Annotated in this window: 12 protein-coding genes; 7 read left to right on the top strand and 5 right to left on the bottom strand. The window is 70.5% G+C overall.

Annotation, left to right across the window (positions count from 1 at the left end):
• Window positions 1-33: 33 nt before the first annotated feature.
• The 3 genes from I6J71_RS34720 to I6J71_RS34710 form a co-directional block, all read right to left on the bottom strand.
• A complete protein-coding gene (locus I6J71_RS34720; RefSeq protein ID WP_204090713.1) occupies window positions 34-645 on the bottom strand; it encodes a DUF3455 domain-containing protein in 612 nt (203 codons plus the stop codon).
• Window positions 646-750: 105 nt separating this feature from the next.
• A complete protein-coding gene (locus I6J71_RS34715; RefSeq protein ID WP_204090712.1) occupies window positions 751-2,328 on the bottom strand; it encodes a sodium:solute symporter in 1,578 nt (525 codons plus the stop codon).
• 8 nt (window positions 2,329-2,336) lie between these two features.
• Window positions 2,337-3,539 (bottom strand): anhydro-N-acetylmuramic acid kinase, encoded by a 1,203-nt coding sequence (locus tag I6J71_RS34710; protein ID WP_204090711.1) that lies wholly within the window; start codon window positions 3,537-3,539, stop codon window positions 2,337-2,339.
• Between the two features lie 150 nt (window positions 3,540-3,689).
• Between I6J71_RS34710 and ftsY the strand changes: the two genes are divergently transcribed.
• From ftsY to I6J71_RS34690, 4 genes are all read left to right on the top strand, one after another.
• Complete coding sequence (gene ftsY / locus I6J71_RS34705; RefSeq protein WP_204090710.1) at window positions 3,690-5,057, top strand: signal recognition particle-docking protein FtsY; 1,368 nt, start codon at window positions 3,690-3,692, stop codon at window positions 5,055-5,057.
• Between the two features lie 175 nt (window positions 5,058-5,232).
• A complete protein-coding gene (locus I6J71_RS34700) occupies window positions 5,233-5,649 on the top strand; it encodes a hypothetical protein (RefSeq protein WP_204090709.1) in 417 nt (138 codons plus the stop codon).
• A gap of 8 nt (window positions 5,650-5,657) precedes the next feature.
• On the top strand, window positions 5,658-6,242 hold the full coding sequence (locus I6J71_RS34695) for a DUF4333 domain-containing protein (protein ID WP_204090708.1): 585 nt from the start codon (window positions 5,658-5,660) through the stop codon (window positions 6,240-6,242).
• 109 nt (window positions 6,243-6,351) lie between these two features.
• Window positions 6,352-6,849 (top strand): GNAT family N-acetyltransferase, encoded by a 498-nt coding sequence (locus I6J71_RS34690; RefSeq protein ID WP_204090707.1) that lies wholly within the window; start codon window positions 6,352-6,354, stop codon window positions 6,847-6,849.
• Here the strand turns inward: I6J71_RS34690 and I6J71_RS34685 are convergent.
• A complete protein-coding gene (locus tag I6J71_RS34685) occupies window positions 6,842-7,606 on the bottom strand; it encodes an IclR family transcriptional regulator (RefSeq protein ID WP_204090706.1) in 765 nt (254 codons plus the stop codon). The two genes, I6J71_RS34690 and I6J71_RS34685, sit on opposite strands and share 8 nt — an antisense overlap.
• A 121-nt stretch (window positions 7,607-7,727) precedes the next feature.
• Here I6J71_RS34685 and aceB point away from each other — a divergent pair, with 121 nt between their 5' ends.
• The 3 genes from aceB (at window position 7,728) to htpG (ending at window position 12,894) form a co-directional block, all read left to right on the top strand.
• Window positions 7,728-9,302, top strand: coding sequence for a malate synthase A (aceB, locus tag I6J71_RS34680; protein ID WP_204090705.1), 1,575 nt, complete (start codon window positions 7,728-7,730; stop codon window positions 9,300-9,302).
• Entirely contained in the window at window positions 9,302-10,498 is a 1,197-nt protein-coding gene (locus I6J71_RS34675; protein ID WP_204090704.1) for an aldolase/citrate lyase family protein, read from the top strand. The genes aceB and I6J71_RS34675 overlap by 1 nt, the downstream gene beginning before the upstream one ends.
• 539 nt (window positions 10,499-11,037) lie before the next feature.
• Window positions 11,038-12,894, top strand: a complete 1,857-nt coding sequence (gene htpG / locus I6J71_RS34670) for a molecular chaperone HtpG (protein WP_204090703.1) — start codon at window positions 11,038-11,040, stop codon at window positions 12,892-12,894.
• Between the two features lie 34 nt (window positions 12,895-12,928).
• On the opposite strand, the gene I6J71_RS34665 is transcribed toward htpG, so the two are convergent.
• Window positions 12,929-14,323, bottom strand: coding sequence for a PucR family transcriptional regulator (locus I6J71_RS34665; RefSeq protein ID WP_204090702.1), 1,395 nt, complete (start codon window positions 14,321-14,323; stop codon window positions 12,929-12,931).
• Between the last annotated feature and the right edge of the window lie 9 nt (window positions 14,324-14,332).

The raw sequence follows: 14,332 nt of genomic DNA, 5'->3' as shown, positions 1-14,332 counted from the left end.
ATTCCCGGGGAGCCCCTCGTCCGGTGCTGTGACTCAGTTACCGCCGGCCCAGAACGCGTACTCGGCCGAGTACGGCGTGGCGGTCTGCTGGCCCGCGGTGCACGAGCCCTTGGGCGCGAGGCCGCCCTTGGTGGCCAGCCGCTGCACGTAGGTGACGTCGCCGAAGACACCCTTGCCGGTGGTCTGGTCGGCCTTGAGCAGCAGCTCCGGGATCGCGTCGGGGTGCTGCACGGCCTTGCCCGGCACCGCCGTGGCGGCGACGGTGCTTCCGTCCACAGTGGACGTCCACACGGGCCCCTTGCTGTGCAGGGCCACGGCCTTGTCGCCCTCGGACATGATGGCGGCGGGCTGGATGAGCGTCCACGCGCCGTTGGTGCAGCCGTAGATCTGCACGCCCTCGCCGTGGAAGGTGGCCACGCGCTTGGCGCCCGGCGGCACCTGGACCTGCGCCGCCGCGGCGATGACCTCGGGTGCGCCGTCCTGCGTGCCCTGCTGTGTTCCCGACTGGGCTCCAGCCGGGGCGCCGACCGCCGGCTTCGCCGCCGTGTCCGGTGTGGCCGAACCCGCGGCGGCCGAGGAGCACGCCGTGGCACCCCCCAGCAGGATCATCGAACCCGCCGCCAGCGCCAGAGAAATCCGCTTCATCGTCCCCACCTGGTCCCGGGCCCGCCACCTCGGGGCGGGCGCTCGTCTGGTGCACGAACGCCCGCCCCGAAGCGGTTCACCCGATCGGGGAAATTGTTCGGCCCCTCAGGCGGAGACCGCTTCCTTCGGTTCCTTCGGCAGCTCGACCTCGGCGGCGTGCGGGTCCGCCGTGCTGTGGCGCAGCGCCAGCAGACCACCGACGACCAGCGAGATCACCACGCCGACGAAGGTGTACCAGTACGTGGCGAGCGGCACGAGCGTCTTCGTCGCGGCGCCGAACTGGATGTGCACCGCCGTGGTCGCCTTGTCGAACTTGACGAACAGGATCAGGAACGCCATACCCACCACCGAGCACGCGAACGCAACGATCGCGTCGGACTGGCGGGCCTTCTTCACGACCAGCCCGAGGAAGAACGATCCGAGCAGCGCGCCGTAGGTGTAGCCGACGATCCCGAGACCCTGCTGGATCACGGGATCCTTCGAGTTGGTGAACAGCGAAGCGAAGATCGCGAACACGACCGCCCAGATCAGCGTCCACATGCGACCGTGGCGCAGCAGCTTCGAGTCCGCGACGGACCGGTGCGTGAAGCGCTGGTAGAGGTCCGCGATGGTCGACGTGGACAGTGCGTTGAGCGCCGAAGCCAGCGCGCCCATCGTGGACGCGAGGATGCCGGCGATGAGCAGGCCCGCGAGGCCGACGGGCAGGTCGTTGACGATGAAGTTGGAGAACACGTCGTCCGGCGACATCTTCCCGGCCGCGACGGCGGTGGCGGTCGCGCCCGTCTTGCCGCCGGTGAACACCCACAGCATCGCGCCGACCACCAGGAACAGCGCGAACTGCACGAACACCACGATCGACGAGCCGATGAGCGCGCGCTGGCCGTCGCGCAGGCTCTTCGTGGACAGCAGCCGCCCGACGATCAGCTGGTCCGCGCCGTGCGAGGCCATCGACAGGAACGCGCCGCCGACCACGGCGCCGATGAACGCGTACGGGCTGGTGATGATGTTCGACGCGAAGTCGGTGAGCTTGAAGCGGCCCTGGCTCGCGGCGATCGACGTCCAGCCGTCGGGCAGCTTCGTCGACAGGAAGATGACCGCGCCGATCGCGCCGAGGACGTAGAGCGACCACTGCACCACGTCGACCCAGATCACGGACTTGATGCCCCCGACGAACGCGTAGATCACCGTGAGCGCGGTGAGCAGCACGACGATGTGCCAGTAGGCGGTGTGGATGCCGTAGTGGTCGAGGATCACCTTGATCGGGATCGCGCCCGCGAACAGGCGCAGGCCCTCGGCGAGCAGGCGCGTGACCACGAACGTCACCGACGCCGTGCCCTGCAGCCCGCGCCCGAAGCGGCGGCCGAGGAACTCGTACGCGCTCACGTAGTTGCCGCGGAAGTAGCGGGGCAGCAGCACGAACGCCGCGATGATGCGCCCGATGATGTACCCGAACGCCACTTCGAGGAACAGGAACGCGCTGCCGAAGACCAGCCCCGGCGTCGAGATCACGGTGAGCGTGGAGGTCTCGGTCGCCACGACCGAGAGCGTGACGGCCCACCACGGCATGCTGCGTTCGCCGACGAAGTAGTCGTTCGCGGACTTCTGTCTGCGGCCGACCAGCACACCGATGACCGGCATCGCCACCAGGTACACGATGACGATCACCAGATCGACTGGGTTCATGGGATCTCCTACTTGTTCGCACCTACTTCCGTGACCCGCAAGCGGGTCACTGTGCCCCCCAGCGGGGCCGGAAGGTTCAGGGGGCCGGCGCCCGGCGTCAGGGCACCGAGCAGCCGTGGACCGCGCGCACCCGTCGCGGACGGCAGGGTAGCCGGGACGCCGCACCAGCTCAGCCAGCCGAGCAACGCCGTGAGGTAGGCCTCCTTGCCCGCGCTGGGCAGGCCGAGGTCGTCACTCGTGCGCAGCGCCACGCCGGGCAGGTCCTCGCGCAGTGCCGCCACGACGGCGGGGTTGCGCATGCCGCCGCCCGAACCCACGACGGTGGCAACGCCGTGGCGACGGCATTCCGCCGCGACTGTAGTGGCGGTCAGTTCGGTCAGGGTGGCCAGGAGGTCTTCGGGGGACAGCGGCGGCAGGCCGGCGAGCGCGTCGTCGAGGTACGCCCGGTGGAAATGCTCCTTGCCCGTGGACTTCGGTGGTGCGGCGGCGAAGTACGGGTCGGCGAGCAGGCGGTCGAGCAGATCCCGGCGGACGGTGCCCGCGAGGGCGAGCTGCCCGTCGACGTCGGCGTGCTGTTCGCCACCCGTCGCCCGGGCGGCGGCGAGGTCGAGCAGGGCGTTGGCGGGACCGGTGTCGTAGGCGAGGAGCTCACCTTCGCCGACGACGGTGATGTTCGCGATACCGCCCAGGTTCAGCGCGGCGACAGGCTTGCCGGTCTCCTCGGCGAGGCCGCGCAGCCACAGCGCGTCGAGCGTGCTGGCGAGCGGTGCGCCCTGGCCGCCCGCGGTGACGTCGCGGATGCGGAGGTCGGCGACGACGGGGGTGCCGGTGCGTTCGGCGATCCACGCGGGCTGGCCGAGCTGCAGTGTGCCGCGCACGACACCGTCATCGACCCAGTGGAAGACGGTCTGGCCGAGCGACGCGATGACGTCGACGGGCCCGTACGCGTCGATGCCCTGCGCCGCAGCTTCGGCAAAGGCTTGGCCGACGCGGGTGTCGATGACCGTCAGCTGCTCGGCGCTGCTCGCGTTCGGCGGCAGCGCATCGAGGACGGCGGCGCGCACGTCGCCGGCGAAGGGCACGTCGAGTTCGCCCAGCGGGGTGAGCACCACGGTGCCGTCATCGGCGTGCAATTCGGCGACGGCGACATCGATGCCGTCGACCGAAGTCCCGGACAGCAGGCCGAGAACGCGGAAGGCGTGGGTGGTCATCCGGAGTGGTTTAGCGGTGGTGAAGCGGTGACGCAAGCCACGCGGTGAAGTCTTGGCCGAATCGGAACTCGGCTCGTGAGACGTTGCCCTGAAGGCCGCAGCGTGGTGGGGCGTCCGGGGGAGCCGCGGAGCGGATGACAGGATGGAGGCGTGTCGAGCACCTGGTTCTGGATCGTTGTCGTCGCCGTCGTCGTCCTGGTCGCCGTGCTGGTGTCCGGGCTGCTCATCGCACGTCGGCGCCGGATCAGCCTGCAGGAGACCCGGAAGGTCGAGGAGAAGCCGAAGGGCGGCGGGTACACCGCGGCCGGCGGCATCACCTTCGCGCCCGGGGGCTCCGCCGAGGCGGCTCCCGAGGAGGCGCCTGCGGTCGGCGAAGTGGTGGAGCACCCCGTCGAGGACCGCCCGGAGGTCGACGGCCAGCCCGCGGTCGGTGACGACGCCGCGGTGCCGCGCGACTCCGACCAGCGGACGATGCGCGACGTCAAGCTGCCCGAGCCCGAGGTCGTGGAGTCCGAGGGCCCCGCGGCGGCGCCGGTCGAGGGCACGGTGGAGCCGATCGAACCGGTTGTGCCCGTCGAGGAGATCGAGCCCGCGAGCGGCCGGCTCGAGCGGCTGCGTGGCCGGCTGTCCAAGTCCCGGTCGATGTTCGGCCAGAGCCTGCTCGGCCTGCTCGGCGCCGGCGACCTCGACGAGGATTCCTGGCAGGACGTCGAAGACACGCTGCTCGTGGCCGACCTCGGCGCCGCCACCACGACCCAGATCGTCGACCGCCTGCGTGACGAGCTGTCGCGCCGCGCCGTCCGCACGTCCGCGGATGCGCGTGACGTGCTGCGCGAGGTGCTGACCGCCGCGTTGTCCACGGACGGGATGCGCGCCGTGCGCGCCCTGCCGCACTCGGTGGACGGCCAGAAGCAGCCCGCGGTGGTCCTCGTCGCGGGCGTCAACGGCACCGGCAAGACCACGACCACCGGCAAGCTCGCGCGGGTGCTCGTCTCCCAGGGCTCCACTGTCGTGCTGGGCGCGGCCGACACCTTCCGCGCCGCGGCCGCCGACCAGCTTCAGACCTGGGCCGAACGCGTCGGCGCCTCCGTCGTCCGCGGCAAGGAGGGCGCCGACCCCGCGGCCGTCGCGTTCGACGCGGTCAAGCGCGGCATCGACGAAGGCGCCGACGCGGTGCTCGTGGACACCGCCGGCCGCCTGCACACCAAGACGGGCCTCATGGACGAGCTCGGCAAGGTCAAGCGGGTCGTCGAAAAGCAGGCCAAGGTCGACGAGGTGCTGCTGGTCCTGGACGCCACCACGGGCCAGAACGGCCTCGCCCAGGCCCGCGTCTTCGCCGAAGTCATCGACGTCACCGGCATCGCCCTGACCAAACTCGACGGCACCGCCAAGGGCGGCATCGTCTTCCAGGTCCAGAAGGAACTCGGGGTGCCCGTCAAGCTCGTCGGCCTGGGCGAAGGCCCGGACGACCTGGCCCCCTTCGAACCGGGAGCCTTCGTCGACGCCCTGCTCGGCTGACTCGGAAGGGTGATCACCGGGCAATTCGCCGATGACGCCGGTTGATCTCTGCCACGGTTGTGGCTGAAACCGGAAACGGCTGGGGTGATACCGAGTTGCTGGATCGCGTGCGGGACTTCGACGACTTCACCGTGTTCGACGACGAGCCGACCCGCTGAGCGTCGCCCTGGTCCTCGTGATCGTCATCGGCGGCACGGTGCTGATCGCGGCCGCGGTGATCTGGTTCCTGGTGTGGAACAGGCGCGGCGTCGAGCGCGCCGAAGCCCGGGGTGGTGGCGCGCCTGCAGCAGGGGGCGCAGCGGCGTGGCTGGCGGTACGAGGAGCGCAACGACTCCTGCTGCGGCTTCTACACTGCGGCTTCTACAACGAAGGCGACCTGCGCATCCGGCGGTCGATCGCGGACGAGCTGTTCTCGCCGACCGATCCGTTCGACCTGCCGCCCGAAGCGGTGCAGGCGCACGAGGTCGTGAGTGGTGTGCAGCGGGGCCACCCGTTCCTCGCGGCGGTGTTCGAGTGCGGCACTCCGGGCCCAGTGGCGAACAGCTGGCGGTGTGGGTGCGGACCCCGGGCTTGGGCCCGGCACTGCAGGTGAGCCCGGCCGTGCGGTTCGCGAGTCGCGTCAACGATGCGATCTGGCGGGGCGACCTGCGGGTCTCAGCTCCACGCCGACCGCGAGATCAGTTCGAGCAGATCGCACTGCAGATCCAGCGCGGCGACGAGTTTGCCGGGGCCCCGGTGATCGGTGACGCCGTCGAAGAAGTCCAGATTGGCGCCGATCACCGTGAACCCGCGGAACGGGCGCGGATCGGTTTTCAGGAAGTGGGTGACCGGCGGCACGAGCACCGCTCGCGCGGAGCGGTCGTCGCCAGTGCGCACGTCGTAGCGCTCGTCGAATTCAGGATCGCCCAGGTGCTGTCGGGGCGTTCCGCGCACGTCGAGGTGGACCGGCGCGTGGCGAAGGCCGATCTGGAAAAGGGGATCGGCGACGCGTTGCAGAAGTCGGTGGGGCAGCGGCCCGACACGGTGACCCGCCCTGGGCCCATCGACGCCAATGTCGGTCAGTCGATGCGCTGCGAGCTGACCGCCGGCAGCACGAAGGCGGGCCTCACGGCGACCATCAACACCGGCAACGGCAGCGACGTCCGCTACTCCGTGCAGGTCGACGACCACGTCAGCGGCAAATGAGGTGACACCCGGGCCCGCGCGAGCGCACACTCCTGCCATGGCTTGACGTTCGCGCGCTCCACCCCGGCTCTCGTCGAAACCCGACCGGACACGACGAGAGGACCCAGCCATGACCATCCCAGGCCCGCGCGTGACGCTGCGCCCCCTCACGAGGGCCGACGCACAGCGCGTGCACGAAATCCTGTCCACGCCCGAAGTCGCCCGCTGGTGGGGCGAGCCGGACCACGAAGCCGAGTCGCTGTTCGACGCGGAGCCCGGGTTTTCCGCCTACGCCGTCGAAATCGCCGGGGAGACCGTCGGGCTCATCCAGAGCTGCGAGGAACTCGACTCGCAGTACCGGCACGCCGGCATCGACATCGCGATCGACCCGGCGCACCACGGACGGGGCATCGGCCCGGAGGCGATCCGCATGCTCGCGCGGCACCTGTTCGCCCGGGGCCACCACCGGCTCACCATCGACCCGGCCGCCGCCAACGAACGTGCCGTGCACGTGTACACCAAGCTCGGTTTCCGGCCCGTCGGCGTGCTGCGCCAGTACGAGCGCGGCCCCGACGGCACGTTCCACGACGGCCTGCTGATGGACCTGCTGGAAGCCGAGCTCACGTGACGGGCAGCTGGTGCGAAAGCCGGTCGGCGATCTTCTGCACGACGGGCGCGATGGTCGCCACCGCGTCCGCGGTCAGCCGCCCCGACGGGCCGGACACCGACACCGCCGCGGGCACCGGCATGCCGGGCACCGCGACGGCGATGCAACGCACGCCCAGCTCCTGCTCGGCCTCGTCCAGCGCGTACCCCTGCTCCGAGATGCGCACGAGCTCACTCGCGAGCGCAGCCGGGTCGGTGAAGGTGTGCTCGGTGTAGGCGGGCATGCCGGTGCGCCCGAGCAGCCCGGCGACCTCGTCGGGCGGCAGCTGCGCGAGCATCGCCTTGCCGACGCCGGTGCCGTGGGGCAGCAACCGCCGGCCGACCTCGGTGAACATGCGCATCGAATGCTTCGAGGGCACCTGTGCCACGTACACGACTTCGTCGCGCTCCAGCACGGCGAGGTTGGCCGTCTCACCGACCTCCTCGACGAGCTCGACGAGCAGCGGGCGCGCCCACGCGCCGAACTGCATGCTCGCGTTCTCGCCGAGCCGGATCAGCCGCGCGCCGAGCGCGTAGCGGCGGTTGGTGTTCTGCCGCACGTACCCCAGGTCCACGAGCGTGCGGATCAGCCGGTGAATCGTCGGCATCGGGAGGCCGGACAAGGCCGCGAGCTCCGACAGGCTGGCCTCCCCGCCGGTGTCCGCGAGGTGCTCCAGCAGCTCGAACGCTCGCTGCAAGGACTGGACGCCGCCGTCCCGTCCGCTCTTCTCAGCCGCCACCGGTGGTCCTCCTCACGGGTCCTCTTGACGCAGGCGTTTGAGCTTCCGCCATGCAGAAACTATAGTCCGTCAGGTAAAAACCGTAGGGACGTTATCCAAAGAACGACTCGGGGTGTTTCGCATGTCTGAAGTCCAGGTGCTCGGCGGCTCGGTAGACCGCGGCGACGAGATCCTGACGCCGGAAGCCCTCGCCTTCCTGGCGGGCCTCCACGACGCCTTCGCGGCGCGCCGGGACGAGCTGCTCGTGGCCCGCGGCAAGCGCCGCGAAGAGGCCCGCACGACCGGCCGGCTCGACTTCCTGCCGGAGACCAAGGAGATCCGCGAGGGAGAGTGGCAGGTCGCCGTGGCGCCTCCCGCCCTGCGTGACCGCCGCGTGGAGATCACCGGCCCCACCGACCGCAAGATGACCATCAATGCCCTCAACTCCGGCGCCAAGGTTTGGCTCGCCGATTTCGAGGACGCCAACACGCCCCACTGGGCCAACGTCGTCGGCGGCCAGGTCAACCTGCGCGACGCCGTGCGCGGCGACATCACGCTGGAGAGCGGTGGCAAGAGCTACGCGCTGAGGGACGACGTCGAGCACGCCACCATCGTGGTCCGCCCGCGCGGCTGGCACCTCGACGAGCGCAACCTCACGTTCGGCGGGCGCAAGGGCGTCGGCGCGCTGGTCGATTTCGGCCTGTACTTCTTCCACAACGTCCGCGCGCTGCTGGCCGGCGACACGGGCCCGTACTTCTACCTGCCCAAGATGGAGAGCCACCTCGAGGCGCGGCTGTGGAACGACGTGTTCACCCACGCCGAGAAGGAGCTGGGCATCGAGCACGGCACCGTCCGCGCGACCGTGCTGATCGAGACGATCCCGGCCGCGTTCGAGATGGAGGAGATCCTCTACGAGCTGCGCGAGCACGCGTCGGGGCTCAACGCGGGCCGCTGGGACTACCTGTTCAGCGTGATCAAGTACTTCCGCGACGCCGGCGAGAAGTTCGTGCTGCCGGACCGCAACTCGGTGACGATGACGGCGCCGTTCATGCGCGCGTACACCGAGCTGCTCGTGCGTACGTGTCACAAGCGCGGGGCGTTCGCGATCGGCGGCATGGCGGCGTTCATCCCGAGCAAGGACCCGAAGGTCAACGAGGGCGCCTTCGAGAAGGTGCACGCCGACAAGGCGCGCGAGGCCGGCGACGGCTTCGACGGCTCCTGGGTGGCGCACCCCGGCATGGTCGAGCTGTGCAAGGAGGAGTTCGACAAGGTCCTCGGCGACAAGCCGAACCAGCTCGAGCGCACCCGGGACGAGGTCAGCGTGACCGCCGACCAGCTGCTCGACGTCGCGGCGACCCCCGGCAGCGCCACCGCGGCCGGTCTGCGCGCCGCGGTCGACGTCGGCGTGCGCTACCTCGCGTCGTGGCTGGGCGGCAACGGCGCGGCGGCGATCCACAACCTCATGGAGGACGCGGCCACGGCCGAGATCTCCCGGTCGCAGGTGTGGCAGTGGGTCAAGAACGGCACGGTGCTGGACAACGGTGAGACCGTGACCGCGGAACTCGTGCGCGGCGTGCTGGCCGACGTCCGCACCGAGCTGTCCGCCGAGGTCTCCGAGGAGCAGCTGGCGCTGGCCGCCGAGCTGTTCGAGCAGGTCGCGCTGGCCGACGACTTCCCGGACTTCCTCACGCTCCCGGCCTACGAGCACATCAAGTAATGGGAGACGGCCGGCTCACCGAGGACGTCTACACCGCCGCCGACGCGCGCCTCGCCGAGACCGACGCGCGCGTCGCGGCGACCTACCCCGGTGAGCCGCCGGGCCGCCGGCCCGTGCACACCGTGTACGTGCCGGCGTCCCAGTACCGCACGCGCCTCGTCGCCGACTGGGGCAAGCAGGCCATGCGTGTGTTCGTCGAACGCGGCGACCTGCTCGGTCTTTCCCCGGATGTCGCCGAGCGCGTGCACGCGAAACTGCTGACCGAGCCCATCGAAGACCTGCGCATCGACTTCGAAGACGGCTACGGCGATCCGGGCGACGCGGAGGAGGACGCGGCGGCGCTCGACGCCGGGCGCGTGCTGGCGACCACAGGCGGGACCCCGTTCGTGGGGATCCGGTTCAAGAGCTTCGAAGCCGCCACGCGCCGTCGGGGAATCCGGACGCTGGACCTGTTCCTCTCGGGTCTGCTGGAGAACGGCCCGCTGCCGGAGGGTTTCGTGGTGACCCTGCCGAAGGTGACCGCCGTCGACCAGGTCTCGGTGGCGGCCGATGTGCTGGCCCAGCTCGAGGTCGCCTACGGACTCGCCGAGGGCGTGCTGCGCTTCGAGGTCCAGATCGAAACGGCGCAGTCCATCCTGGCCGCCGACGGCACCATCGCGGTCGCCCGCATCATCCAGGCCGCGCAGGGCCGTTGTTCGGGCTTGCACTACGGCACGTACGACTACAGCGCGGGCCTCGGCATCAGCGCCCCGTACCAGAGCATGGACCACCCCGCCGCCGACTTCGCCAAGCACCTCATGCAGGCCGCAGCCGCCGGCACGGGCGTCCGCCTCTCCGACGGCTCCACCAACCGCCTCCCCGTGGGCGACGACCTGCCCGGCGCCTGGGCCGAACACCTGCGCCTCGTGCGGCGCTCGCTGGAGAACGGCTTCTACCAAGGCTGGGACCTGCACCCGCACCAGCTGCCCACCCGCTTCGCCGCCACGTACGCCTTCTACCGCGAAGGCTTCCCCACGGCCGCCGCCCGCCTGCGCGACTATGGGTCCCAGACGTCCTCCGGCGTCCTCGACGAACCGGCCACCGCCGAGGCCCTCGCCCGCTACCTCCTCGGCGGCTACCACTGCGGCGCCCTGGAAACCTCCGAACTCCCCTTCGCCGCAGCGACGCTGGAGCGCTACGCCCGCCGCACGGCCTGACCCACCACCCACCGAAGGCGACGCACCACGCATACGAAGCCGCCGCCAACCACCCACGGAGAATGTGCCCGGCCCTGCCCGCCACCTCGATAGGCGACGGACTCCCACCCGCGCAGCGCAACAGATCTACGCACCGACGGTGCACCCAGTCCCTGCCCAGCACCTCGAGCGGCGACGCACCCCACCTACGCCACCGCCGGCCGACAACCCAACGCGTCCTGCGCCCAGCCCCTGCCCGGCACCTCGATCCGAAGCTTCCACACGGCCGCCGACCCCGTGTCAAGGCACGCTTTCCCGTCTTGACACGGGGTCAGCGGCCGTAGTCACACTCGCGCTTCGGGGTGCATACGCACCGCAACACGCCCCGCGAGGGCCCGCATCACCCCACAACGCCTCGCAACACGCCCCGGGACCCGCATCCCCACCACACCCCCACCCCAGCCCGACCACCCCCGACCACGCCCCACACCCTCCCAATCCGACCCAGGTAAACTCGCCGCCGTCTTTTCTGGTGTGGGGTGGGAAGGAAACGCGACACCATGGCTCAAGAAACGGCACCGGTCGAAACGCTGGAGTTCCAGTCCGAGGCGCGCCAGCTGCTGCAGCTGATGATCCACTCGATCTACTCGAACAAGGACATCTTCCTGCGCGAGCTGGTCTCCAACGCCTCCGACGCGCTCGACAAACTGCGCCTGGAGACCTACCGGGACAAGGATCTGGAGGCCGATACCTCCGACCTCCACGTCGAGATCGCGATCGACAAGGACGCGCGCACGATCACGGTCACCGACAACGGCATCGGGATGAGCCGGGACGACGTGGTGAACCTCATCGGCACCATCGCGAAGTCCGGGACCGCCGAGTTCCTGCGCAAGATGAAGGAATCCCAGGAGGGCCAGGACCTCATCGGGCAGTTCGGCGTGGGCTTCTACTCGAGCTTCATGGTCGCCGACAAGGTCACGTTGATCACCCGCAAGGCCGGTACCGAAGAGGGCGTGCGCTGGGAGTCCGAGGGCGAGGGCACCTACACGATCGAGCCGGTCGCCGACGCGCCGCAGGGCACGGCCGTCACGCTGCACCTCAAGCCGGCCGACGACGAGGACAACCTCTTCGACTACGCGTCGGAGTGGAAGGTCCGCGAGATCGTCAAGAAGTACTCCGACTTCATCACCTGGCCCGTCCGCATGGCCGGCGCCGACGGCGAGCAGGAGACCGTCAACTCGCAGAAAGCGCTGTGGGCCCGCCCCACCTCTGAGGTCTCCGACGAGGAGTACCAGGAGTTCTACAAGCACCTCAGCCACGACTGGAACGACGCGCTCGAAACCGTCCGCATGCAGGCGGAGGGCACGTTCGAGTACCAGGCGCTCCTGTTCATCCCGTCGCACGCGCCGATGGACCTGTTCATGCGCGATGCGAAGCGTGGCGTGCAGCTGTACGTCAAGCGCGTCTTCATCATGGACGACTGCGAAGCGCTGATGCCGAACTACCTGCGGTTCATCAAGGGCGTCGTCGACGCGCAGGACCTCTCGCTCAACGTGTCGCGGGAGATCCTGCAGCAGGACCGCCAGATCCGGGCCATCCGGCGCCGCCTGGAGAAGAAGGTCCTGGCCACGATCAAAGCGATGGACGCCGACAAGTACGCCACGTTCTGGCGCGAGTTCGGCCGCGCCGTCAAGGAGGGCCTGCTCGACGACCCGGAGAACCGCGAGCAGATCCTCGAGATCTCGTCGTTCGCGTCCACGAACCACGCCGAGAAGCCGACGTCCCTGCGCGACTACGTCGGCCGCATGAAGGACGGCCAGGAGCACATCTACTACCTCACCGGCGAATCGCGCACGACGATCGAGCACTCGCCGCACCTGGAAGCGTTCCGCGCCAAGGGTTACGAGGTTCTGATCCTCACCGATCCGGTCGACGAGATGTGGGTCGACGCGGTGAGCGGGTTCGACGGCAAGACCTTCCAGTCCGTGGCCAAGGGCGAGGTCGACCTCGGCGACGAGACCACCGACGAGCAGAAGTCCGAGTACGCCGACCTGCTCACGTGGATGTCCGCGACGCTGGAGGACACCGTCAAGGAGGTCCGCCTCTCCTCGCGCCTGACGACCTCGCCCTCGTGCATCGTCGGCGACTCGGGTGACATGACGCCGACGCTCGAGAAGATGTACCGGGCCATGGGCCAGGAGCTGCCGCAGATCAAGCGCGTGCTGGAGCTCAACCCGCAGCACCCGCTCGTCGAGGGCCTGCGCAAGGCGTTCGCCGAGAATCCGGCGGACACCTCGCTCGCCGAAACCGCGGAGCTGCTGCACGGCATGGCCCTGCTGGCCGAGGGCGGCGAGCTGACCGATCCGGGCCGGTTCCTCAAGCTGGTCGCCGACCGGGCCGCGAAGGCGCTCTGAGCTGTGTGACGCGCCGGGCGGCCCGCCCGGCGCGTCACGGATCGGAGACCAGCGCCAGGTACACGTCCACCTGCGCCTCGAAGTCCGCCAGGTCCACTCCCAGCAGCTCGGCGGCCCGCCCGATGCGGTAGCGCAGCGTGTTCACGTGGATGTGCAACGCTTTCGCCGCGCGCGTGGGCGAGCCGGAGCACTCCAGGAACACGCGGACGGTGTGCACGAGATCCGAGTGCTGCTCGGCGTCGTAGTCGAGCAGCGGACCGAGCAGCCGGCCGCGCAACGCGGCCCGCAGGTCGGTGGACGTCCCGGCGAGCAGCAATTGGTGCACGCCGACCTCGGCGGCCGGCACGACCACCACACCGCCGTCCCGGTCCGCGGCGAGCGACAACGCGTGCCGGGCCACTTCGAACGCTCCCCGCGATTCCGCCGCGGGCACGGCATCGCTGACCCCGGCGAGGATCCGCGTCGCCCGCAGCAACGGCTCCACTGTGGACAACGCTGCCACGGCCTGGTCCGCCCACCCATCCGGCCACGAACCGTCGTCGGCGACCAGGGCCAGCGCCACCGACGGGTCCCGGTTCGCCGTCGGCGTGACCGGTTTGCCCGTGGTGGCGAGGAATTCGGTCAGCACGTCCTCGGCCTCGTCGGTGTCGGGAGTGCGCAGAGCGACCGCGCGGACGGCTCCGCCGAGCGGCGCCGGCACCGGCCGGGCCCGGGCGCGCGCCAGGCCCACCAGCCCGGCCAGCTCTTCGGCCAGCTCCGTCTGCGCGGCGCTGAGCGGACCGTCCACGGCGAGCAGCCACGGCACCGAGTGGCGGCCCTCGACCGGCAGCACCGTCAGCCCCCCCGCCGCGGTCGGCCGGGACCGCGCGGCGGCGAACTGCCGCACGGGCTCCGCGGCCGCCACCGGCAGCGGAGCTGTCCCGGCCACGACGCGCGGCACTCCCGAGACCACCCAGCACGCGGCGCCGAGTTCGTCGACCGCGCGCGCCAGGAGGTCGGCCAGCGGGGCGTCCTCCGCAGCGGCCGTCAGCAAGCGTTTGCGCGCCCCGTCCGCCGCCGCGGCCAGAGCGAGGACCACCCGCTCCGTGACCACGGCGAACGACAGGTCGGGCGGCACCTCCAGCAACGCGACCCCGTGCCGGGCGCAGGCGTCGACCAGGTCCTCGGGGATCCCGCCGGCGTCGGCGCCCGAAGCGGCGAGCGCGGCCGCCCCGCCCGTGGCCAGTGCCGCCACGAACGGCTCCGCGTCGCCCGGCGCGCGCCACCACAGCAGCCCGGACAGCACGAGCTCGCCCGCCGTCAGGTAGCGGCCCGGATCGGGCAGCTCGGTCACGTAGATCCGCGTGACCGGACGCTCGAGCAGCTCCTCGCGCGTGCTCGGGTGCGGGCGTAGGCCGGGCAGGCCCAGCAGAGTTTTCACGGTCGTCATCAGGCTTGT

The organism is Amycolatopsis sp. FDAARGOS 1241, assembly GCF_016889705.1.
Taxonomy (GTDB): domain Bacteria; phylum Actinomycetota; class Actinomycetes; order Mycobacteriales; family Pseudonocardiaceae; genus Amycolatopsis.
Note: the sequence above shows the minus strand (reverse complement) of the source record. Positions and strands in the feature narration are given on the sequence as shown.

Excerpts from the sequence above, each read along its gene's own strand:
- I6J71_RS34710 (WP_204090711.1), bottom strand. The coding sequence starts at position 3,539 with ATGACCACCCACGCCTTCCGCGTTCTCGGCCTGCTGTCCGGGACTTCG.
- I6J71_RS34675 (WP_204090704.1), top strand. The coding sequence starts at position 9,302 with ATGGGAGACGGCCGGCTCACCGAGGACGTCTACACCGCCGCCGACGCG.
- I6J71_RS34720 (WP_204090713.1), bottom strand. The coding sequence starts at position 645 with ATGAAGCGGATTTCTCTGGCGCTGGCGGCGGGTTCGATGATCCTGCTG.
- htpG (WP_204090703.1), top strand. The coding sequence starts at position 11,038 with ATGGCTCAAGAAACGGCACCGGTCGAAACGCTGGAGTTCCAGTCCGAG.
- aceB (WP_204090705.1), top strand. The coding sequence starts at position 7,728 with ATGTCTGAAGTCCAGGTGCTCGGCGGCTCGGTAGACCGCGGCGACGAG.
- I6J71_RS34715 (WP_204090712.1), bottom strand. The coding sequence starts at position 2,328 with ATGAACCCAGTCGATCTGGTGATCGTCATCGTGTACCTGGTGGCGATG.
- I6J71_RS34665 (WP_204090702.1), bottom strand. The coding sequence starts at position 14,323 with ATGACGACCGTGAAAACTCTGCTGGGCCTGCCCGGCCTACGCCCGCAC.
- I6J71_RS34690 (WP_204090707.1), top strand. The coding sequence starts at position 6,352 with ATGACCATCCCAGGCCCGCGCGTGACGCTGCGCCCCCTCACGAGGGCC.